Genomic DNA, 23600 nt, shown 5'->3' with positions numbered 1-23600 from the left:
ATAGTTGGGCGATTAAGGGCATAGTCTCTTAATTTTAATCATTTACAAGGAGTTTGGTAGTTAAGATATGGGTAATCATTTTTCTAAATTAGGATTTGTTTTAGCGGCCTTAGGGAGCGCGATAGGTTTAGGGCATATCTGGCGTTTCCCCTATATGACTGGGGTGAGTGGTGGGGGTGCTTTTGTCTTATTGTTTTTATTTTTATCTTTAAGCGTTGGTGCGGCGATGTTTATCGCTGAAATGCTATTAGGACAAAGCACGCAAAAAAATGTAACAGAAGCTTTTAAAGAGCTTGACCTTAACCCTAAAAAACGCTGGAAATACGCAGGGCTTTTGCTGATTTCTGGGCCTTTGATACTGACTTTTTATGGCACGATTTTAGGTTGGGTGCTTTATTATTTAGTGAGTATTAGTTTTAATTTGCCTAACAGTATCCAAGAATCTGAACAAATCTTTAATGATACCTTGCAATCCATTAGGTTACAATCCATAGGGCTTTTTAGCGTTTTATTCATAACCGGATGGATTGTTTCTAGAGGGATTAAAGAAGGGATTGAAAAACTCAATTTGGTTTTAATGCCCTTACTCTTTGCCACTTTTTTTGGTTTGCTTTTTTATGCGATGAGCATGGATTCTTTTTCTAAAGCTTTCCATTTCATGTTTGATTTCAAGCCAAAAGATTTGACTTCTCAGGTATTCACTTATTCCTTGGGGCAGGTTTTCTTTTCTTTAAGCATCGGTTTAGGGATCAATATCACTTATGCTGCGGTTACGGATAAAACGCAGAATTTGCTTAAAAGCACTATTTGGGTGGTTTTATCAGGGATTTTAATTTCTCTTGTGGCAGGGCTTATGATTTTCACTTTTGTGTTTGAATATGGGGCTAATGTCTCACAAGGCACAGGGTTAATCTTCACTTCTTTACCGGTGGTTTTTGGCCAAATGGGAGCGATAGGCGTTCTTGTTTCAGTTCTTTTCTTGCTCGCGCTCGCTTTTGCTGGCATCACTTCTACGGTGGCTTTATTAGAGCCAAGCGTGATGTATCTTACCGAAAGGTATCAATACTCTCGTTTTAAGGTTACTTGGGGTCTTGTAGCGCTAATTTTTATCGTAGGCGTGGTGTTGATTTTCTCGCTCCATAAGGATTATAAAGATTATCTCACTTTCTTTGAAAAAAGTCTTTTTGATTGGTTGGATTTTGCCTCAAGCACCATTATCATGCCTTTAGGCGGGATGGCAACCTTTATTTTTATGGGCTGGGTTTTGAAAAAAGAAAAATTGCGTCTTTTAAGCACGCACTTTTTAGGCCCTAAATTGTTTGCAACTTGGTATTTCTTGCTTAAATATATCACCCCTTTAATTGTATTTTCTATTTGGTTGAGCAAGATTTATTAAAATATTTAGCATGGGAAAATTTTCTAAATTAGGCTTTATTTTAGCCACTTTGGGTAGCTCTATCGGTTTAGGGCATATTTGGCGCTTTCCCTATATGGTAGGTCATAATGGGGGGAGTGCGTTTGTGCTTTTATATCTGGTGCTAACCTTGAGTCTAGGCATTGCTATGCTTTTAGTGGAAATGCTGATTGGGAATTTGGGTAAAAAAGATGTTGTTTCTAATTATCAAATCTTAGATCCTAAAAGGAAAAAATATTACCCTTTCACTTCTTTTTTTATTTTAGGCGGCCCTCTCATTTTATCCTTTTATGCGGTGGTGTTAGGTTGGGTGCTTTACTATCTTTTTGTAGTAACTTTTGATTTGCCTAAAGATTTAGAGCAAGCCAAAATGCAATTTAGCATGCTCCAAAATGGCAGTTTGATCTGGCCTGTTATTGGCTTTAGCGCATGCTTATTGCCGACAATATGGTTTGTTTCTAGGGGGATTGAAGAAGGGATTGAAAAATTAAATGTCGTGCTGATGCCGTTATTGTTTGTGATTTTCATAGGGCTTTTAATCTATGCGATGACTTTAGAAAGCATGCCTAAAGCTTTGCACTTTTTGTTTAATTTTGAGATTCAAAAGATTGATTTTAAGGTTGTTATGGACGCTTTAGGGCAGATGTTCTTTTCTTTGAGTTTGGGGGTAGGCACGATCATTACTTATTCGGCTTTTACGCCTAAAAAAGAAAATCTACTCAAAAGCTCTTTATTTATTGTTTTACCGGGTATTTTAATCTCTCTCATTGCCGGGGTGATGATTTTCACCTTTGTGTTTGAATACCATGCGGATGTGTCTCAAGGGCCAGGGCTTGTTTTTATTTCCTTGCCTTTGACTTTCGCTAAAATGGGAATCAGCGGGCAGATCGTTTCGCTCTTTTTCTTTATGGCGCTTGTTTTTGCTGGGATCACTTCCACGGTTTCTTTGATAGAGCCTTTAGCGCTTTATTTAATCAATCGTTTTAATTTTTCGCGCCTTCAAGCGTCGCTATGGATAGGGGTTGTTGTGTATGTTTTAGGCGTTTTAGTCATTCTTTCTATGAATGAACGATACGCTAAGTTTTTGAGTTTTGCTCATAAGAGCGTGTTTGGGTGGCTGGATTTCATCACTTCTTCATTTTTAATGCCTTTGGGAGGCTTGTTTTCAGTCTTATTTGTGGGGTGGGTTTTAAATAAAAAGCACTCTTTTTTAGCCACGAAGCACTTCTTTAATATAAACGCCTTTAAAGCATGGCATTTTAGCGTTCGTTTTATCGCGCCTGTAGTGATTTTAGCGATTTTTATCTTGCAATTTAAGTGAAATAAAGATACTTGATGAAAAGCATTTTGCTCTTTATGATTTTTGTAGTTTGTCAGTTGGAAGGCAAAAAATTTTTGCAAGATAATTTTAAGGTGGATTATAACTACTATTTGCGCAAACAGGATTTACACATCATTAAGACGCAAAACGATTTGTCCAATGCCTGGTATCTCCCTCCACAAAAAGCCCCCAAAGAACATTCTTGGGTGGATTTTGCTAAAAAATATTTAAACATGATGGATTATCTAGGCACTTATTTTTTGCCTTTTTATCATAGTTTCACCCCCATTTTTCAATGGTATCATCCTAATATCAACCCGTATCAACGCAATGAGTTTAAGTTCCAAATCAGTTTTAGAGTGCCTGTATTTAGGCATATTCTTTGGACTAAAGGCACGCTTTATTTGGCTTATACCCAAACTGACTGGTTTCAAATTTATAATAACCCTCAATCCGCTCCCATGCGAATGATCAATTTCATGCCTGAACTCATCTATGTTTATCCTATTAATTTTAAACCTTTTGGGGGTAAAATAGGGAATTTTTCTGAAATTTGGATAGGTTGGCAGCACATTTCTAATGGCGTGGGAGGCGCGCAATGTTACCAGCCTTTTAATAAAGAAGGTAATCCTGAAAACCAATTCCCAGGAGGGCCTGTAATCGTTAAAGATTATAACGGGCAAAAAGACGTGCGCTGGGGGGGGTGCCGCTCTGTGAGCGCGGGGCAACGCCCTGTGTTTCGCTTGGTGTGGGAAAAGGGAGGCCTAAAAATCATGGTCGCTTATTGGCCCTATGTCCCTTATGATCAATCCAACCCTAATTTGATTGATTACATGGGGTATGGTAACGCTAAAGTTGATTACAGGAGAGGGCGCCATCATTTTGAATTGCAACTTTATGATATTTTCACGCAATACTGGCGTTATGATCGCTGGCATGGAGCTTTCCGCTTAGGCTATACCTACCGCATTAACCCCTTTGTGGGGATTTATGCGCAGTGGTTTAACGGCTATGGCGATGGCTTGTATGAATACGATGTTTTTTCCAATCGTATAGGGGTAGGAATACGCTTAAACCCTTAAAAAAGCGTTCTTTTATGCTATAATAAGACTAAAAATTCAAGGGGATCATTCAATTATGAAAATCAGTGTTAGTAAAAACGATTTAGAAAACACTTTGCGCTACTTGCAAGCTTTTTTGGATAAAAAGGACGCTTCTTCTATCGCTTCACACATCCATTTAGAAGTCATTAAAGAAAAGCTTTTTTTAAAGGCTAGCGATTCCGATATTGGGCTAAAAAGCTATATTTTTACGCAATCTAGCGATAAAGAGGGCGTAGGCACAATCAATGGGAAAAAGTTTTTGGATATTATCTCATGTTTAAAAGACTCTAATATTGTTTTAGAAACTAAAGATGACAGCTTGGTGATCAAACAAAATAAAAGCTCTTTCAAACTCCCCATGTTTGACGCTGATGAGTTCCCTGAATTCCCTGTTATAGATCCCAAAGTGAGTATAGAAGTCAATACCCCTTTTTTGGTAGATGCGTTTAAAAAGATCGCTCCTGTGATTGAGCAAACCAGCCATAAAAGGGAATTAGCCGGTATTTTAATGCAATTTGATCAAAAACATCAAACCCTTTCGGTGGTAGGCACGGATACCAAACGGCTTTCTTACACGCAGTTAGAAAAAATCTCTATCCATTCCACTGAAGAAGATATTTCTTGCATTTTACCTAAAAGGGCTTTATTAGAAATCCTTAAGCTTTTTTATGAAAATTTCAGTTTTAAAAGCGATGGCATGTTAGCGGTGATTGAAAACGAAACGCACACTTTTTTCACCAAGCTCATTGATGGGAATTACCCTGATTATCAAAAAATCCTCCCCAAAGAATACACTTCTTCTTTCACTTTAGGCAAGGAGGAATTTAAAGAGAGCATTAAATTGTGCAGTTCTTTAAGCTCCACCATTAAACTCACTTTAGAAAAAAACAACGCTTTGTTTGAATCTTTGGATTCTGAGCATAGCGAAACGGCTAAAACCTCTGTTGAGATTGAAAAAGGTTTGGATATTGAAAAAGCCTTTCATTTGGGCGTGAACGCTAAATTTTTCCTTGAAGCCTTAAACGCTTTGGGGACAACGCAATTCGTTTTAAAATGCAATGAGCCTTCATCGCCTTTTTTGATCCAAGAACCCCTTGATGAAAAGCAAAGCCACTTGAACGCTAAAATTTCTACTTTGATGATGCCAATCACACTATAAAGGCTGATTTGAATGCAAAATTACCAGAGCCATAGTATTAAGGTTTTAAAAGGCTTAGAGGGGGTTAGGAAACGCCCTGGAATGTATATTGGCGATACCAATATAGGCGGGTTGCACCACATGGTGTATGAAGTCGTGGATAACGCTGTAGATGAGAGCATGGCGGGCTTTTGTGATAGGATTAATATCACTTTGACTAGTGAGGGTTCATGCATTGTAGAAGATAACGGGCGAGGCATTCCTGTAGATATTCACCCCACGGAAAAAATCCCCGCTTGCACCGTGGTTTTAACGATTTTGCATGCGGGGGGCAAGTTTGATAACGATACTTATAAAGTTTCAGGCGGTTTGCATGGCGTGGGTGTTTCGGTTGTGAACGCCTTGAGCAAACGCTTGATTATGACCATTAAAAAAGAGGGTCAAATCTATCGCCAAGAGTTTGAAAAGGGTATCCCCATTAGCGAGCTTGAAATCATTGGCAAGACTAAAAGCGCTAAAGAAAGCGGCACGACTATTGAATTTTTCCCTGATGAAAGCGTGATGGAAGTCGTTGAATTTCAAGCGGGTATTTTGCAAAAGCGCTTCAAAGAAATGGCGTATCTTAATGATGGCTTAAAAATTTCTTTCAAAGAAGAAAAAACCCAACTGCAAGAAACTTATTTCTATGAAGACGGCTTGAAACAATTCGTTAAAGACAGCGCTAAAAAAGAATTACTCACCCCCGTTATTTCGTTTAAAAGCATGGATGAAGAAACGCGCACTTCTATAGAAGTCGCTCTAGCGTATGCTGATGATTACAATGAAAACACCTTAAGCTTTGTGAATAACATTAAAACTTCTGAGGGTGGCACGCATGAGACGGGCTTTAAAATGGGCTTGTCTAAGGCGATTTTACAATACATTGACAATAACATTAAAACCAAAGAGTCGCGCCCCATTTCTGAAGACATTAAAGAGGGGTTGATCGCTGTTGTGAGCTTGAAAATGAGCGAGCCTTTGTTTGAAGGGCAGACTAAATCCAAACTCGGCAGTTCGTATGCGCGCGCGTTGGTTTCAAAATTAGTCTATGATAAAATCCATCAATTTTTAGAAGAAAACCCTAACGAAGCTAAAATCATCGCTAATAAAGCCCTACTAGCCGCAAAAGCCAGAGAAGCTAGTAAGAAAGCCAGAGAGCTTACAAGAAAAAAAGACAATTTGAGTGTCGGCACCTTGCCGGGAAAATTAGCCGATTGCCAGAGTAAAGACCCCTTAGAGAGTGAGATCTTTTTAGTGGAGGGCGATAGCGCGGGAGGGAGCGCTAAACAAGGGCGCGATAGGGTTTTCCAAGCGATCTTGCCCTTAAAGGGTAAGATTTTAAATGTGGAAAAAAGCCATTTGTCAAAAATCCTGAAATCAGAAGAAATTAAAAACATGATCACGGCTTTTGGGTGCGGCATTCAAGAGAGTTTTGATATAGAAAGATTGCGCTATCATAAAATCATTATCATGACCGATGCTGATGTGGATGGGAGCCATATCCAAACCTTGCTGATGACTTTTTTCTATCGTTATTTACGCCCGCTGATTGAACAAGGGCATGTTTATATCGCTCAAGCCCCTCTTTATAAATACAAGAAAGGCAAGACAGAAATTTATCTTAAAGACGGCGTCGCTTTGGATCATTTTTTAATTGAGCATGGCATCAATTCGGTGGATATTGAAGGGATTGGCAAGAACGATTTGATGAACTTGTTAAAAGTGGCACGCCATTACCGCTACGCGCTTTTGGAATTAGAAAAACGCTACAACTTGCTAGAGATTTTACGCTTTCTCATTGAGACTAAGGACGCCTTAAGCCTTGATATGAAAGTTTTAGAAAAAAGCATTTTGGAAAAATTAGAGGGCTTGAATTATCAGATCTTACGCTCTTTTGCTACTGAAGAAAGCTTGCATTTGCACACGCAAACCCCTAAAGGCTTGGTGGAATTTAATTTAGATGACAACCTCTTTAAAGAGGTGTTGTTTGAAGAAGCGAATTACACTTACCAAAAGCTTATGGAGTATAATTTAGATTTCTTAGAAAATAAGGATATTTTGGCGTTTTTAGAAGAAGTGGAAAATCACGCTAAAAAGGGAGCGAATATCCAGCGCTATAAGGGGCTAGGCGAGATGAACCCTAATGATTTGTGGGAAACGACCATGCATAAAGAAAACCGCAGCTTGATCAAACTCAAAATTGAAGATTTAGAAAAAACCAATGCAGTCTTTTCGCTTTGCATGGGCGATGAAGTAGAGCCTAGAAGAGCCTTTATCCAAGCGCATGCTAAAGACGTGAAACAACTAGATGTGTAAGGGATTTTAATCGCCACTCCTAAACATTTAAATCAGCGAGAGAGCGTGAATTTAGGGGCTTATTACACGCCCCCTTATTTAGTGGATTGTGCTTACAAGCTTTTAAAAAAGCATGTTGGTATTGAATACTACACGCTTTTAGACACTGCATGTGGTAATAAAGAGTTTTTAAAACTCCAACACCCTAAAAAAATAGGAGCGGATATTGACCCCAAGTGTGATGCTTTAATAATAAACGCTTTAGTTAATCCTAAAAGAGAAAATTATGGCATTAGCCAAGATGAACCTTTAATCATCGTGGGAAATCCCCCCTATAACGATAGAACTTCTTTTGCCAAACAAAAATTAAAAGATAAAAGCTTTCATTTTGAGATAGACCATCATTTGAAATCCCGAGATTTGGGGATAAGTTTTTTAAAATCTTTTGCAATTTTAAAGCCGGCGTTTATTTGCGTGTTACACCCTTTATCTTATCTCATCAAAGAAGCTAATTTTAAGCAATTAAAGCTATTTAAGGATCATTACAGGCTTTTAGACGCTTTGGTTGTTTCTTCTAAATCTTTCACTAAAAGTAACGAATTTCCTATTGTGATAGCTTTATATGAGCGAGGGCGAATGGACTATGCAGATATTAGGCGTTTTATTTTTCCAACTGATTGCGATACGACGCTATGCTTAAACGATTTTGACTATATAGCCAATTATGTGGATAAATACCCTAACGCTAAAAAGGTTGGTGCATGCGTGGGCTATTTTTTCCCTATGCGAGACATTAACGCTCTCAAACGCAACAAGACTTTTTTAAACGCGCCAAGCGAAAATGCGGTGTATATCAGTCAAGATAAATTGATTTATTACCAATATATCCATTATTTTAAGGAAATCGCCCCTAAAATCCCTTATTATTTTGGTAATTTGGATATTATTATTGATCATTTCGCTTTTTTAGAAATTAAAGACGCTTTTTTAAAAGACAAAAGAGCGCGTTTAGAATATTTTAAAAAATTGTTTCAAGGACACCCTTGTGAGTTTGATTAAAGTTAATGATGATAAAAAAGCGATTGAGGTTTCTATTCCTTTAACTTCCATTTCAGGCAAAGTGCGTGTGAAAATCAGACATGCCTTTAGCGATTATGGCATTTCAACAGCGACTAGAAAAATCCCTTTTAGTTTAAAGCATTATGTAGAGTGGCAAATCGGTTATGATGTCCCTATTAAAGATAAAGAAAAATTTGAACTCACTACCCTAAAAGATGAAAAATATCATTTTTTAGGGGCTAATAATAAAGTAAAAACCCTTTATGAATTGAGCGAAATAATTTATTACGCTAAGCAATTAGGTTTAATCAGTTTAGAAAATTTAGAAAATACTTTAAAATATTTAGAAAAGCAAAAACAATTCATAGAAGATAATTTTATGATCACAAGAGAAAGATTTAGATCCCATCAATTTGGTGGCATGGATTTTGAACTTTCACGCATTTCTTATCCTTTACTCATTCATTCTTTTAATGATAATCAGTTGAGCGAAATCGTTATTAGAGAGCAACAATACGGTTCTAAAACCCAAGCCATGCTGTATTTTTGCTTTTCTATTCTGGAATTAAAAACCGCTACCCCTTTATTAAATAGAACGGCTGCACTCAAAGAACATGCTCTTTTAACTATCCATAAAACCAACGCTCCCATGTTTTTAGAAATGCTTAAAATTTTTGGGCTTTTAAGCCAAGCACACCATAACGATGTGTTAAAGATTTTAGAAAAAATACTTGAAAATTAACTAACGATACGAATTGTTAAAAAGAGAATGAATATCCAACGCTACAAGATCCAGGCGAAACAAGCCCGTTTATAGGGAATAACCATGTACCAATACAACGCGCTTTATAAAGCTATAAAAACAAGGCTAGGTTTTAAAACTTGTATCAATTTTCTTTAATGGCTTATGTTATACTAATAAAATACAGATTTGATTGAAGGCATTAAACGACTGCATGGTATTTTTTCATAAGAAAGTTATTTTAAATTTTACCTATTCTTTAATGGTTGCTTTTTTATTCCATTTATCCCATGGGGTTCTTTTAAAAGCCGATGGAATGGCTAAAAAGCAAACTTTATTGGTGGGCGAAAGGCTTGTGTGGGATAAGCTCACGCTATTAGGGTTTTTAGAAAAAAACCATATCCCCCAAAAACTCTACTACAACCTAAGCTCTCAAGATAAAGAATTGAGCGCTGAAATCCAAAGCAATGTTACCTACTACACTTTAAGAGATGAAAACAACACGCTCATTCAAGCCCTTATCCCTATTAGCCAGGATTTGCAAATCCATATTTACAAAAAAGGAGAGGATTATTTTTTAGACTTTATCCCCATTGTTTTCACTCGTAAAGAAAGAACTCTCCTTCTTTCCTTACAAACTTCGCCCTATCAAGATATTGTCAAAGCCACCAATGACCCCCTTTTAGCCAACCAATTGATGAACGCGTATAAAAAAAGCGTGCCTTTTAAACGCCTAGTGAAAAACGATAAAATCGCTATCGTTTATACAAGAGATTATCGTGTGGGGCAAGCGTTTGGCCAGCCGACTATCAAAATGGCAATGGTTAGCTCTCGCTCTAACCAATACTATCTCTTTTCCCATTCAAACGGGCGTTATTACGATTCAAAAGCGCAAGAAGTGGCAGGGTTTTTACTAGAAACCCCGGTGAAATACACCCGCATTTCTTCGCCTTTTTCTTATGGGAGGTTCCATCCTGTCTTAAAAGTCAGACGGCCTCATTACGGCGTGGATTATGCGGCTAAACATGGCAGTTTGATCCATTCAGCATCAGACGGCCGTGTGGGTTTTATAGGGGTTAAGGCGGGTTATGGGAAGGTGGTTGAAATCCATTTGAATGAATTGCGCTTGGTGTATGCTCACATGAGTTCTTTTGCTAAGGGGTTGAAAAAGGGATCATTCGTTAGAAAAGGACAAATCATAGGCAGAGTGGGAAGCACGGGTTTAAGCACCGGGCCGCATTTGCATTTTGGCGTGTATAAAAACTCCCGCCCCATTAATCCTTTAGGCTATATCCGCACCGCTAAAAGCAAGCTGCATGGCAAACAAAGAGAGGTTTTTTTAGAAAAAGCTCAGCATTCTAAGCAAAAATTAGAAGAACTTCTTAAAACCCATTCCTTTGAAAAAAATTCATTTTATCTTTTAGAGGGTTTTTAATGTCTTATTTTAAGAATGCTTTCAATCAAAAATCTTTAATAGATGATTCTAGTGTGTATTTAGAGCCTTGTTCTAGCTCTAATTTCATAGAATTAAAACGCATGCATTATAATGAAGAGAATACTAAGAAAACATGGGATATTATTAAGTCTTTAGACAGCGTGGCGGTTTTACTCTATGAAAAAGAATCCGATTGTTTTGTGATTGTGAAACAATTCCGCCCAGCCATTTATGCACGCCATTTTCATTTTAAGCATGAGATTGACGGATACACTTATGAATTGTGCGCGGGGCTTGTGGATAAGGCTAATAAGAGTTTAGAAGAAATCGCTTGCGAAGAAGCGTTAGAAGAATGCGGTTATCAAATTAGCCCTAAAAACTTAGAAACCATAGGCCAATTTTATAGCGCGACCGGGTTGAGCGGGAGTTTGCAAACGCTCTATTACGCTGAAGCGCATGAGGGTTTGAAGGTTTCAAAGGGTGGGGGGATTGATACAGAAAAGATTGAAGTGCTGTTTTTAGAGCGATCAAAAGCTCTTGATTTTATAATGGATTTTCAATACGCTAAAACCACCGGCTTGTCTTTAGCCATTTTGTGGCATTTAAAAAAGTTTAAAAATATTTAAAAGGAATTTTATGTTAAGGCTTTTGATAGGACTTCTTTTAATGAGTTTTATAAGCTTGCAATCAGCCTCTTGGCAAGAACCCTTAAGAGTGAGTATAGAATTTGTGGATTTGCCTAAAAAAATCATCCGTTTTCCGGCCCATGATTTGAAAGTGGGGGAGTTTGGTTTTGTGGTTACTAAACTTTCAGATTATGAAATCGTTAATTCTGAAGTGGTCATTATTGCTGTTGAAAATGGCGTCGCAACGGCTAAATTCAAAGCGTTTGAGTCGATGAAACAAAGCCATTTACCCACTCCAAGAATGGTCGCTAAAAAAGGGGATTTAGTCTATTTCAGGCAATTTAACAACCAGGCGTTTTTGATCGCTCCTAATGATGAAATTTATGAGCAAATCAGAGCGACTAATACTGATATTAATTTTATTAGTTCTGATTTGTTGGTTACTTTTTTGAACGGGTTTGACCCAAAAATCGCTAATTTAAGGAAAGCGTGCAATGTTTATAGTGTGGGGGTGATTTATATTGTAACCACGAACACGCTCAATATTTTAAGCTGTGAGAGTTTTGAAATTTTAGAAAAAAGAGAGCTGGATACAAGCGGCGTTACTAAAACTTCCACGCCGTTTTTTTCTAGGGTTGAGGGCATTGATGCAGGCACGCTAGGGAAACTTTTTTCAGGCAGTCAATCTAAAAATTACTTCGCTTACTATGACGCTTTAGTGAAAAAAGAAAAACGAAAAGAAGTGAGGATTGAAAAGAAAGAAGAAAGGATTGATGCTAGAGAAAATAAAAGAGAAATCAAGCAAGAAGCCATTAAAGAGCCTAAAAAAGCCAATCAAGGTGCAGAAAACGCTCCCACTTTAGAAGAGAAAAACTACCAAAAAGCAGAGCGAAAACTTGACGCCAAAGAAGAAAGGCGCTATTTAAGAGATGAAAGGAAAAAAACTAAAGCCACCAAAAAGGCTATGGAATTTGAAGAAAGAGAAAAAGAGCATGATGAAAGAGACGAAAAAGAGACTGAAGAAAGAAGAAAAGCTTTAGGAATGGATAAAGGCAATAAAAAAGTCAATGCCAAAGAAAACGAGCAAGAAATCAATCAAGAATCCGCTAATGAGCCAAGTAGTGAAAACAACGCCACTCCAAAAGACACAGAAAATACTTCTGTCTTAAAAGAGAACGCCGCTAAAAAAGAAGCGCCAAAACCAAGCTCTAAAGAAGAAAAACGCCGCTTGAAAGAAGAAAAGAAAAAAGCCAAGGCCGAACAAAGAGCGAGAGAATTTGAACAAAGAGCGAGAGAGCATCAAGAAAGAGATGAAAAAGAGCTTGAAGAAAGAAGAAAAGCTTTAGAAATGAATAAGAAGTAGGCCCATGTTAGAGAAGCAACACATCCAATACTTTAAAAACCTAGTAGGGGGAGAGGATTTTTTCACTGATTTAGCGCATTTGAACGCTTATTGCTATGACGCTACCAAAGAAAGGCATTTGCCTAGCGGCGTGATTTTCCCTAAAAACGAGCAAGAAATCAGCCAGATTTTAAAATACTGCAACGAGCACCGCCTTATCGTTGTGCCTAGGGGGGCTGGGAGCGGTTTTACAGGGGGGGCGTTGAGCGTGAGCGGGGGGCTAGTTTTAAGCGTAGAAAAGCATTTGGATAAGATTTTAGAGATTGACACTAAAAATTTAATCGCTAGAGTAGAGCCGGGCGTGATTAACAAGCATTTCCAAAACGAAGTGGAAAAATTGGATTTATTCTACCCCCCAGATCCAGCGAGCGAGAATCAAAGCACTTTAGGGGGGAATGTCGCTGAAAATGCCGGCGGCATGCGCGCGGCTAAATACGGCATCACTAAAGATTATGTCATGGCTTTAAGGGTGGTTTTAGCGAATGGTGAAATCATAAGGGCAGGCAAAAAGACGATCAAAGATGTCGCCGGCTTTAATATCGCAGGGCTGATGATCGCTAGTGAGGGGTGTTTGGGCGTGATTTCTGAAATCACCTTAAAGCTTTTAGCCAAACCGCCCCTAAAACAAAGTGCGATGGGGGTTTTTAATCATATTGAAGACGCCATGAACGCTGTTTATAAGACAATGAGCAGTGGCGTTACGCCTGTAGCGATGGAATTTTTGGATAATTTGAGTATCAAAGCGGTTGAAGAGAGATTTTCTAAAGGCTTGCCCAAAGACGCTGGAGCGATACTCATCACTCAAGTGGATGGCGTGGTTAAAGAGCAGATCGCATGGCAACTCAATGAGATAGAAAAGCATTTCAAAGCCAATGGGTGCGTGGATTTTAAGATCGCTCAAAACGAACAAGAAGAGCAGGATTTATGGTTTTCAAGGCGTAACGCTTCTCAAAGTATTAGCGTTTATGGTAAAAAGAAATTGAATGAAGACGTGACCGTTCCTAGGGCGAGTTTGCCGAGTTTGTTGCAAGAAGTCGCCAAAATCAGCCAAAAATACGGCTTTAAAATCCCTTGCTTTGGGCATACGGGCGATGGCAATGTGCATGTGAATATCATGCTAGAAGATCCTAAAAGGGATTTAGAAAAAGGGCATCAGGCTATGGAAGAGATTTTTCAGGCCGCTATTAGTTTGGAGGGGACTTTAAGCGGGGAGCATGGCATAGGCTTGTCTAAAGCCAAATTCATGCCTTTAGCGTTTAATCATAGTGAAATGGAGCTTTTTAGGAACATTAAAAAAGCCCTTGATCCTAATAATATTTTAAACCCTTTTAAAATGGGGTTGTAAGATTTAAAAGCAAGGAAAACGCATGAAAATCGGTGTTTATGGAGCGAGCGGTCGTATAGGGAAACTGCTTTTAGAAGAATTAAAAGGGGGGTATAAGGGATTAGAGTTATCTAGCGTGTTTGTCAGGCAAAAATGCGAAACGGATTTCAGCTCTTTTTCACACGCCCCTTTAGTAACCAATGATTTAAAAGCGTTTGTGAGAGCTTGCGAATGCGTGATTGATTTTTCTTTACCTAAAGGCGTGGATAATTTGCTAGAGGCTCTTTTAGAATGCCCTAGAATTTTAGTTTCTGGCACAACCGGTTTAGAAAAAGAAACGCTAGGAAAAATGCAACAATTAGCCTTAAAAGCGCCGCTTTTGCATGCACACAACATGTCTATTGGGATTATGATGCTCAATCAATTAGCCTTTTTAACTTCTTTGAAATTAAAAGATGCGGATATTGAAATTATAGAAACGCACCACAATCTCAAAAAAGATGCTCCGAGCGGCACGGCGTTGAGTTTGTATGAAACTTGTGCTAAGGCTAGGGGGTATGATGAAAAAAACGCCCTAATCACTCACAGAGAAGGTTTGCGCTCTAAAGAAAGCATTGGCATAGCCGCTTTAAGGGGGGGCGATGTCGCCGGGAAGCACACGATAGGGTTTTATTTAGAGGGCGAATACATAGAGCTTAGCCATACGGCGACTAACCGATCTATTTTTGCTAAAGGGGCTTTAGAAGTGGCTCTGTGGCTTAAGGATAAAGCCGCTAAAAAATATGAAATCAGCGAAATGTTTGGTTGAATGTTTTAATTCTTTTTGTATAAATAATTCACGCTTTTACGATGAAATATTTCCCCTTTTTAGCCTTACTAAAAGGTTTTTACTATACTATAAGGGATATTGCTAACGATTAAGCTGTATTGGAAGAGTTTATTTTGCAAGAATTAATCTTGCCTTGTGTGATTAGTAACACAAGGCAAGTGTGGTAAACCCTACTACAATTTCAATTCAAGGAGCCTAACTAAAATAAAAGGAGAAATTTTAGTTAGGGCTTTATTATAGCAAAAATTATCAAGGATTACAAAGGGTAGCGTTTCTGTTTTGGATTTAGAGCGTTATTGTGATTATTTTGAGTTTCATTTACTTTTTGTTTCATAATAAATCTTAACTATCATAGACGCATGATTAAAGTATTTGAGTTATTAAAAATTTTAAAACAAAAGGATATAAAATGAAAACCATTAGAAATAGTATGTTTATTGGAGCGTCTTTACTCGGCGGTTGCGCTAGCGTTGGGACTTATTTTGACGCTTTGCATGTCGCTTGCATTAAAGACGCTGTTATAGAGAAAGAAGCACGCCACACACCCAAAGATTTTGGTAGCCCTTACCACACTGAATAAACCGGCACTGGGTTTTAGGTGGGTTTAGTTGGGGTTTTAGGGGTGTTATTTTAGATACCCTCTGTTCCCTTAAAGAAAATAAATTTCTACCATAAAATAAAATCTTAAATTAAGGCGACTAAAACCCCACTTTTAAAAAATTAAAAAGCGTTAAGTAAGACTTATCCAAAAAGCAAAGAAAATCAATTTTTCCAACCACTCTTTTAAAAATAAGGTATTTTTGCCTTATTCTAAACTTTTAGAGTGGGATTATTAACCCACTCATTGTTTTAGCATGAATAAGTGGTGATAAATTCAAAAGGATGGGGCTTGCTCTCCCATGGGAACACTTCAGCATTGAATTTAAGAGACTGATAGGCTTGAATAAATTCTTCGCTAAAGACCTGACCTTCTTTTAAATACTGCTTATCGGCTAGCATTTCTTCTAACGATCTCCTTAAAGTGTGGGGCATTTGTTTGATACCTTTTTCCCTAATTTCATCTAAAGTCAATTTGAAAAGGTTGATATCCATCGCCTCGCCGGGATCCATTTTGTTTTTAACGCCATCCATGCCTGCCATTAAAATAGCCCCAAAAGCCAAGTAGGGGTTTGATGAGCTGTCAGGAAACCTGAATTCAAACCTAGCACTATTTTTAGAAATCCCATAAGGGATACGCACGCTCGCGCTCCTGTTATTAGCTGAATAGGTCAAAATAGATGGGGCTTCATAGCCAGGAATTAGGCGTTTGTAAGAATTAGTAGAAGCGTTAGTGAAAGCGGCTAACCCTCTAGCGTGGCGCAACACACCCCCTAAAAAATGCAACGCCAACTCGCTCAAGCCCTTGTAAGTTTCGCCGCTAAAAAGGTTTTCGTTATTTTTCCAAACGCTCACATGGGTGTGCATCCCGCTCCCGTTATCCCCATATAGGGGTTTTGGCATGAAAGTGGCGGTTTTCCCATTTAAATGAGCGACCATTTTAACCACATATTTGAGTTTTTGGACATTATCAGCCGCTTCCACTAAATCCCCAAATTTCACGCCCACTTCGCCTTGCGCTTGCGCGACTTCATGATGGACGACAAAAGTTTCTAACCCCACTTGGTTTAAGACTTTCACAATTTCAGTGCGAATATCCATCATCGTATCCGTTGGCGGCACAGGCAAATAGCCCCCTTGCTTGCCCGGTCTATGCCCAAAATTCACGCCATTTTCAAAACTTCTATCCCGATTCCATTCGCCCTCTTCGCTATCCACTTCGTAGTATTGGGAATTGGAAGCGTCTTTAATTTTAATGGAATCAAAGATAAAAAATTCATTCTCCGCGCCAAAATAAGCCACATCGCCCAAACCTGAATCTTTTAAATGTTGTAAGGCTTTTTTGGCGATACTTCTAGGGCATTTTTCATAAGGCTGGTTTTTATACACATCATACACATCGCAAAACACGACCACGCTCACATCCGCGCTAAAAGGGTCAATGAAATAACGCACCAAATCGGGGGTTAAAATCATATCAGAGTGTTCAATGCCTTGCCAGCCTTTAAAACAACTCGCATCAAAAGGAATCCCCTCTTTAAACATGCCATGCGTTAAAGCCCCAAAAGAATAAGCGATGTGATTCCAAGTGCCTTTAATATCGCTGAATCTAAAATCCACAAATTCCACTTCATTTTCTTTGCAAAATTCAAAAAACTCTTTGATCTTGCTTTCACTATTTTGAGTTCTTACTATCATTAACCACCTTTAATTATTATGAATTGAGTTTGATTGATAGGGGTGATTATAGCATTTATGGGGTAAAAAAGTAAAATCTGTATCAAGTTTGATTAAGATGCATGCGGTAAAATCCGCTAAATCAAGGAGTGTTATTATGAAAGCAGACGCAACCACACTATTAGGATTTTTTGAAGAAAATCAAAACAATCAATTTGTCATTCCCATCTATCAGAGGTTGTATAGTTGGGGAAAGGAACAATGCGAACAATTATGGGATGATATTATAAAAATTGGCGGAAATGATAAGATGAATGGGCATTTTATCGGTTCTATTTTGTATGCGCGAGTTGATGATACGCACTCTAGCCCATTACTCATCATTGACGGCCAACAAAGGCTCACTACTATCACGCTTTTGTTTATCGCTTTAAGGAATCACTTAAGCGATGAAGTTAAGTGTAAAGAAATGGAGAGCTATCTTATCAACAGCGATGAGAAAGGCGATAAAAAATTCAGACTCATCTTATCAGAGTCTGATAAAGACACCTTGTTATCTTTGATTGATAAAGACAGAAGAAAACCGAGCGAGCCTTCGTTAAAAATAATGGAAAATTTTAAATTATTTGAAAAATGGATCAATGAAAACACCGACAAACTAGAAACGATTTTTAAAGGATTAGAAAAACTCATGATAGTTTGGATTGCTTTAAAGAAAGAAAAAGATGATCCTCAACTTATTTTTGAGAGCATGAACTCAAAAGGTATCGAACTCACGCAAACAGATTTGATCAGAAATTATATCGTAATGGAAACGGAGGTTGAAAAACAGGAAGACTTTTATAATCAATATTGGAGGGCTATGGAGGAGGATTTTAAACAAAATGAAACATTGTTTAAACAAAATAAAAAATCGTCTAAACAAAATAAAGATTTGTTTAATCGGTTTGTCCGGCATTACCTCACGATCAAAACAGGAAAGATTCCCAATGAGAAAAAAGTTTATGAAGCTTTCAAGCGTTACCAACAAGAAAGGGGGATAGAGACAGAGGATTTATTAAAAGATTTACAAAAATATTGCGGGTATTTTTGCCAGATCGTATTCAAAAAAGAAGCCGATAAAGATTTAAACAAGGCTTTAGGTTTTTTGGTGGATTTAGAGATGGATGTGATCTATCCGCTACTACTAGAGCTTTATAGCGATTATAGCGATGGCGTTTTATCCAAGGCTGATTTTATCCCTATTATCTATTTAACAGAGAGCTATATTTGCAGAAGGGCGGTGTGCGGGCTTGGCACAAATAGTCTCAATAAAGTCTTTCCCTCTTTTACAAAGCACATCCAAAAAGATGAATATTTTAAAAGCCTAAAGGCGCATTTTGTCTATCTGACAGAAAAACAAAGATTTCCAAACAATGACGAGTTTAAAAAGCTTTTTATTACGATAGATTTTTATAATTTTCAAAAAAGGGAATACTTTCTTGAAAGGTTAGAAAATTTTGAAAGAAAAGAGCGAGTTTATGCCCATGAATACACTACTGAGCATATCATGCCTCAAACACTCGAGGAAGAATGGGAAAGGGATTTGGGTGGAAATTTTCAAGCAATACACGATAAATACCTCCACACAATAGGGAATCTCACTCTAACCGGTTATAACCAAGAGTATAGTAACAAATCTTTCCAAGAAAAAAGAGATATGGAGAAGGGCTTCAAACAAAGTCCGTTGAAACTCAATCAAAGTTTAAAAAATTTGGAATCTTTTGGCGAAAAAGAGATTGAAAAAAGAGCTAATGATTTAGCGGATTGGGCTTTAAAGATTTGGACTTACCCCAAGCTAGATGCAGAAACATTAGAGAAATATAAACCCAAGAAAGACAAGAAAGAAAAAAAGGCTTATGGTTTAAGCTCTTATAAGTTTAGCCCTAATTCAAGGGAGTTATTTGATATTTTAAGAAAAGAGATTAAAGCTTTTGATGAAAGGATAACCGAAAAATTTAATCAAGAGTATATCTCTTATATGTTTGACAAAAATTTTGTGGATATTGTCCCGCTAAAAAATGGATTAAAATTGTATTTGAATATGCCATTTAATGAACTGCAAGACGAAAAAAATCTGGCAAGGGATATGACTAATAAAGGTCATTTGGGGAATGGGGAAATAGAAGTCAAACTAGAAACAAAAGAGAATATCCCTTATTGTTTGGGATTGATCAGACAGGCTTTAGAAAAACAGATGGGTGGTAGGAATAGGCAATAAAAACCCAACTTATTCAAAATAAAGAGTATAATTACAAATTACTTACAACTTAAAGGGGATATGATGAAAGTTCTATTATTAGAAGACGTGAAAAATTTAGGCAAAGCGGGTGAAGTGTGCGAAGTTAAAGATGGCTATGGGAATAACTTTTTAATCGCTAACCAAAAAGCCAAACTCGCCACTAACGAAGTGATCAACAAATACAAAGCCGAAGTTAAAAAGAAAGCGGAAAAAGAAGCCCTAGAAAAGGCGCAAAAATTGCAAATGGTAGAAACCTTACAAACCATCACGCTGACTATCCATAAAAAAGTCGGCGCGAACGGCTCTTTATTTGGAGCGATCACTAAGGAAGAAATCACGGAGCGTTTGAAAGAGCAGCATGCGAGTTTAAATTTAGATAAAAAAGACATCGAACTCAAACACCCGATTAAAAGCACAGGGATTTATGAGATTGAAGTCAAGCTTGGATTGGGGATTGCGGGCGTGTTTAAAATTGATGTGGTGGCTGAGTAGAAAATGTTTGAAGCGACGACGATCTTGGGCTATAGAGGGGAATTTGATAACAAAAAGTTCGCGCTCATTGGAGGCGATGGGCAGGTGACTTTGGGTAATTGCGTAGTCAAAGCCAATGCGACAAAAATCAGGAGCTTGTATCACAACCAGGTTTTAAGCGGGTTTGCCGGAAGCACCGCGGACGCTTTTAGTTTGTTTGATATGTTTGAACGCATTTTAGAGAGCAAAAAAGGGGATTTGTTTAAAAGCGTGGTGGATTTCAGCAAAGAATGGCGCAAAGATAAGTATTTACGCCGATTGGAAGCGATGATGATCGTTTTAAACTTCGATCACATTTTCATTTTGAGCGGCACGGGCGATGTTTTAGAGGCTGAAGATAATAAGATCGCTGCTATTGGGAGTGGGGGGAATTACGCCTTAAGCGCGGCTAGGGCTTTAGATCATTTCGCTCATTTAGAGCCTAGAAAACTTGTAGAAGAGTCCTTAAAAATCGCAGGGGATCTTTGCATTTACACCAACACGAATATTAAAATTTTGGAGCTTTAATGTCTAAATTGAATATGACCCCAAGAGAAATTGTCGCTTATTTAGATGAATACATCATTGGGCAAAAGGAAGCTAAAAAGTCTATCGCTATCGCTTTTAGGAATCGTTACAGGCGTTTGCAACTGGAAAAATCCTTACAAGAAGAAATCACGCCTAAAAACATTTTAATGATTGGCTCTACTGGTGTGGGTAAAACTGAAATCGCAAGACGAATAGCAAAAATCATGAAACTCCCCTTTGTGAAAGTGGAAGCGAGCAAATACACAGAAGTGGGTTTTGTGGGGCGCGATGTGGAGTCTATGGTAAGGGATTTAGTCAATAACAGCGTGCTTTTAGTGGAAAATGAGCATAAAGAAAAATTAAAAGACAAGATTGAAGAGGCGGTTATAGAAAAAATCGCTAAAAAACTCCTACCCCCCTTGCCTAGTGGCGTGAGCGAAGAAAAAAAACAAGAATACGCTAACAGCCTTTTAAAAATGCAACAAAGAATCGCGCAAGGCGAGTTGGATAGTAGAGAAATTGAAATTGAAGTGCGTAAAAAAAGCATAGAGATTGATTCTAATGTGCCGCCTGAAATTTTAAGGGTTCAAGAAAACTTGATTAAAGTTTTCCATAAAGAACAGGATAAAGTCAAAAAAACTTTAAGCGTTAAAGAGGCTAAAGAATCCCTAAAGGCAGAAATTAGCGACACGCTTTTAGATGGCGAAGCCATTAAAATGGAAGGTTTGAAGCGCGCGGAAAGTTCAGGGGTGATTTTTATTGATGAAATTGATAAGATCGCTGTCAGCTCTAAAGAAGGAAGCCGTCAAGATCCCAGTAAAGAGGGGGTTCAAAGGGATTTGTTGCCGATTGTAGAGGGGAGTGTGGTGAATACGAAGTATGGCTCTATTAAAACAGAGCATATTTTATTCATTGCAGCAGGGGCGTTTCATCTTTCTAAACCGAGCGATTTGATCCCTGAATTGCAGGGGCGTTTCCCTTTAAGGGTGGAGTTGGAGAATTTAACCGAAGAAATCATGTATATGATTTTAACCCAAACTAAAACCTCTATCATCAAGCAATACCAAGCCCTTTTAAAAGTGGAAGGCGTAGAAATTGCGTTTGAAGATGATGCGATCAAAGAGTTAGCCAAACTTTCTTATAACGCCAATCAAAAAAGCGAAGACATAGGTGCTAGAAGGTTGCACACCACCATTGAAAAAGTGCTAGAAGACATTAGTTTTGAAGCGGAGGATTATTCAGGGCAACGTATCACTATCACTAAAGAATTGGTTCAATCCAAGCTAGAGGATTTAGTGGCTGATGAAAATTTAGTGAAGTATATTTTATAATGAAAACTAAGACGGGCTTTGTAGCTCTTATAGGCAAACCAAACGCTGGAAAAAGCACTCTTTTAAACACTTTATTAAACGCTCGTTTAGCCCTTGTTTCGCATAAGGCTAACGCGACCAGAAAATTGATGAAATGCATCGTGCCTTTTAAAGACAAAGAAGGGTATGAGAGCCAAATCATTTTTTTAGACACACCAGGGCTCCATCATCAAGAAAAATTACTCAACCAGTGCATGCTCTCACAGGCTTTAAAAGCGATGGGCGATGCTGAATTGTGCGTTTTTTTGGCTTCTGTGCATGATGATTTGAAAGGGTATGAAGAGTTTTTGAGTTTGTGCCAAAAACCCCATATCTTGGCTTTGAGCAAGATTGACACAGCCACGCATAAGCAAGTTTTACAAAAACTACAAGAGTATCAAAAATATTCATCGCAATTTTTAGATCTAGTGCCTTTGAGCGCAAGAAAATCTCAAAATTTAAACGCGCTTTTAGAATGCATCAGTAAGCATTTAAGCCCTAGTGCATGGCTTTTTGAAAAGGATTTGATGAGCGATGAAAAAATGCGCGATATTTATAAGGAAATCATTAGGGAGAGTTTGTTTGATTTTTTGAGCGATGAAATCCCCTATGAAAGCGATGTGATGATTGATAAATTTATAGAAGAAGAACGCATAGACAAGGTGTATGCGCACATTATCGTAGAAAAAGAAAGCCAAAAAAAAATCGTGATAGGCAAAAACGGGGTGAATATCAAACGCATCGGGACTAACGCGCGATTAAAAATGCAAGAAGTGGGCGAAAAAAAGGTTTTTTTAAACTTGCAAGTGATCGCTCAAAAATCATGGAGTAAGGAAGAAAAGAGCTTGCAAAAACTGGGCTATATCTATCAAAGGAATAGGGATTGAAAAAAATATTACCGGCTCTATTAATGGGGTTTGTGGGATTGAACGCTGATGAGCGTTTGTTAGAAATCATGCGCCTTTATCAAAAACAAGGCTTAGAAGTGGTGGGTCAAAAGCTGGATTCTTATTTAGCGGATAAGTCTTTTTGGGCAGGAGAGCTTCAAAACAAGGACACGGATTTTGGCTATTATCAAAACAAGCAGTTTTTATTTGTGGCGGATAAATCCAAGCCTAGTTTGGAGTTTTATGAAATAGAAAATAACATGCTTAAAAAAATCAACAGCTCTAAAGCCCTTGTAGGCTCTAAAAAGGGCGATAAAACTTTAGAGGGCGATTTGGCCACGCCTATTGGAGTGTATCGTATCACGCAGAAATTAGAGCGTTTGGATCAATATTATGGCGTTTTGGCTTTTGTAACGAATTACCCTAATTTGTATGACACTTTGAAAAAACGCACCGGGCATGGCATTTGGGTGCATGGAATGCCTTTAAATGGCGATAGGAATGAATTGAACACTAAGGGTTGCATTGCGATTGAAAACCCTATTCTAAGCTCTTATGACAAAGTGTTGAAAGGCGAAAAAGCGTTCCTTATCACTTATGAAGACAAGTTTTCCCCTAGCACTAAAGAAGAATTGAGCATGATTTTAAGCTCCCTTTTCCAATGGAAAGAAGCTTGGGCTAGGGGCGATTTTGAACGCTACATGCGTTTTTATAACCCCGATTTCACTCGCTATGACGGCATGAAATTCAACGCTTTTAAAGAGTATAAAAAAAGGGTGTTTGCAAAAAATGAAAAAAAGAATATCGCTTTTTCTTCTATTAATGTGATCCCTTACCCCAACTCTCAAAACAAACGCTTGTTTTATGTGGTATTTGACCAAGATTATAAGGCCTATCAGCATAACAAACTCTCTTATAGCTCCAATTCTCAAAAAGAACTCTATATAGAGATTGAAAACGATCAAGCGTCTATTATAATGGAAAAATAAGAAAAATAGGGCTTTGTTTTAATTAGGATAATTTAAGCGGATTTTTCTAATCCTT

20 protein-coding genes are annotated in these 23600 nt (G+C 37.9%); 19 read left to right on the top strand and 1 reads right to left on the bottom strand.

Annotated features, from left to right (window positions below):
• The first annotated feature begins 67 nt into the window (after window positions 1–67).
• The 13 genes from G6069_RS06100 to G6069_RS06040 all read left to right on the top strand — a co-directional run bounded on the left by G6069_RS06100 (window position 68) and on the right by G6069_RS06040 (window position 15307).
• A complete protein-coding gene (locus tag G6069_RS06100; protein WP_197293701.1) occupies window positions 68–1396 on the top strand; it encodes a sodium-dependent transporter in 1329 nt (442 codons plus the stop codon).
• A gap of 10 nt (window positions 1397–1406) precedes the next feature.
• Complete coding sequence (locus tag G6069_RS06095; protein ID WP_197293700.1) at window positions 1407–2735, top strand: sodium-dependent transporter; 1329 nt, start codon at window positions 1407–1409, stop codon at window positions 2733–2735.
• Between the two features lie 14 nt (window positions 2736–2749).
• Window positions 2750–3817 carry a phospholipase A gene (locus G6069_RS06090; RefSeq protein ID WP_197293699.1) on the top strand — a complete coding sequence of 356 codons (1068 nt, stop codon included), beginning with the start codon at window positions 2750–2752 and terminating at the stop codon, window positions 3815–3817.
• 55 nt (window positions 3818–3872) lie between these two features.
• Window positions 3873–4997, top strand: coding sequence for a DNA polymerase III subunit beta (gene dnaN, locus G6069_RS06085; protein ID WP_000704252.1), 1125 nt, complete (start codon window positions 3873–3875; stop codon window positions 4995–4997).
• A 12-nt stretch (window positions 4998–5009) separates the two neighbouring features.
• Window positions 5010–7331, top strand: coding sequence for a DNA topoisomerase (ATP-hydrolyzing) subunit B (gyrB, locus tag G6069_RS06080; protein WP_197293698.1), 2322 nt, complete (start codon window positions 5010–5012; stop codon window positions 7329–7331).
• 45 nt (window positions 7332–7376) lie between these two features.
• Window positions 7377–8369, top strand: a complete 993-nt coding sequence (locus G6069_RS06075; protein WP_197293697.1) for an adenine methyltransferase — start codon at window positions 7377–7379, stop codon at window positions 8367–8369.
• Window positions 8356–9111, top strand: a complete 756-nt coding sequence (locus G6069_RS06070; protein ID WP_197293696.1) for a R.Pab1 family restriction endonuclease — start codon at window positions 8356–8358, stop codon at window positions 9109–9111. Before G6069_RS06075 ends, G6069_RS06070 begins: the two co-directional genes overlap by 14 nt.
• 214 nt (window positions 9112–9325) lie before the next feature.
• Window positions 9326–10546 (top strand): peptidoglycan DD-metalloendopeptidase Csd3, encoded by a 1221-nt coding sequence (gene csd3, locus G6069_RS06065; RefSeq protein ID WP_197293695.1) that lies wholly within the window; start codon window positions 9326–9328, stop codon window positions 10544–10546.
• Window positions 10546–11172 (top strand): NUDIX hydrolase, encoded by a 627-nt coding sequence (locus G6069_RS06060; RefSeq protein ID WP_197293694.1) that lies wholly within the window; start codon window positions 10546–10548, stop codon window positions 11170–11172. Before csd3 ends, G6069_RS06060 begins: the two co-directional genes overlap by 1 nt.
• Before the next feature lie 10 nt (window positions 11173–11182).
• Window positions 11183–12535, top strand: coding sequence for a plasminogen-binding protein PgbA (gene pgbA / locus G6069_RS06055; protein WP_197293693.1), 1353 nt, complete (start codon window positions 11183–11185; stop codon window positions 12533–12535).
• Between the two features lie 4 nt (window positions 12536–12539).
• On the top strand, window positions 12540–13919 hold the full coding sequence (glcD, locus tag G6069_RS06050) for a glycolate oxidase subunit GlcD (RefSeq protein WP_197293692.1): 1380 nt from the start codon (window positions 12540–12542) through the stop codon (window positions 13917–13919).
• A gap of 22 nt (window positions 13920–13941) precedes the next feature.
• The gene (gene dapB, locus G6069_RS06045) at window positions 13942–14706 is read left to right on the top strand and encodes a 4-hydroxy-tetrahydrodipicolinate reductase (protein ID WP_197293691.1); all 765 of its coding nucleotides are present in this window, start codon (window positions 13942–13944) and stop codon (window positions 14704–14706) included.
• 430 nt (window positions 14707–15136) lie between these two features.
• Complete coding sequence (locus G6069_RS06040; protein WP_197293690.1) at window positions 15137–15307, top strand: urease-enhancing factor; 171 nt, start codon at window positions 15137–15139, stop codon at window positions 15305–15307.
• A 269-nt stretch (window positions 15308–15576) separates the two neighbouring features.
• Here the strand turns inward: G6069_RS06040 and glnA are convergent, their stop codons facing one another.
• Entirely contained in the window at window positions 15577–17022 is a 1446-nt protein-coding gene (gene glnA, locus G6069_RS06035) for a type I glutamate--ammonia ligase (RefSeq protein ID WP_120904743.1), read from the bottom strand.
• Between the two features lie 136 nt (window positions 17023–17158).
• On the opposite strand from glnA, the gene G6069_RS06030 reads away from it, so the two are divergent.
• From G6069_RS06030 to csd6, 6 genes are all read left to right on the top strand, one after another.
• Window positions 17159–19261, top strand: a complete 2103-nt coding sequence (locus G6069_RS06030) for a DUF262 and DUF1524 domain-containing protein (RefSeq protein WP_197293689.1) — start codon at window positions 17159–17161, stop codon at window positions 19259–19261.
• Between the two features lie 63 nt (window positions 19262–19324).
• Window positions 19325–19774: a 50S ribosomal protein L9 gene (rplI, locus tag G6069_RS06025; RefSeq protein WP_001966075.1), complete on the top strand. Its 450-nt coding sequence runs from the start codon at window positions 19325–19327 to the stop codon at window positions 19772–19774.
• Between the two features lie 3 nt (window positions 19775–19777).
• Complete coding sequence (hslV, locus tag G6069_RS06020; RefSeq protein WP_000461008.1) at window positions 19778–20320, top strand: ATP-dependent protease subunit HslV; 543 nt, start codon at window positions 19778–19780, stop codon at window positions 20318–20320.
• Entirely contained in the window at window positions 20320–21651 is a 1332-nt protein-coding gene (gene hslU, locus G6069_RS06015; protein ID WP_197293688.1) for an ATP-dependent protease ATPase subunit HslU, read from the top strand. The genes hslV and hslU overlap by 1 nt, the downstream gene beginning before the upstream one ends.
• The gene (era, locus tag G6069_RS06010; RefSeq protein ID WP_197293687.1) at window positions 21651–22556 is read left to right on the top strand and encodes a GTPase Era; all 906 of its coding nucleotides are present in this window, start codon (window positions 21651–21653) and stop codon (window positions 22554–22556) included. The genes hslU and era overlap by 1 nt, the downstream gene beginning before the upstream one ends.
• The gene (gene csd6, locus G6069_RS06005) at window positions 22553–23545 is read left to right on the top strand and encodes a cell shape-determining L,D-carboxypeptidase Csd6 (RefSeq protein ID WP_147777841.1); all 993 of its coding nucleotides are present in this window, start codon (window positions 22553–22555) and stop codon (window positions 23543–23545) included. Before era ends, csd6 begins: the two co-directional genes overlap by 4 nt.
• The last annotated feature ends 55 nt before the right edge of the window (window positions 23546–23600 follow it).

Origin of the sequence: Helicobacter pylori, assembly GCF_017594925.1 — a bacterium.
GTDB classification, from domain to species: domain Bacteria; phylum Campylobacterota; class Campylobacteria; order Campylobacterales; family Helicobacteraceae; genus Helicobacter; species Helicobacter pylori_DP.
The sequence above is the reverse complement of the archived record's forward strand: the minus strand, read 5'-3'. Positions and strand labels throughout refer to the sequence as shown.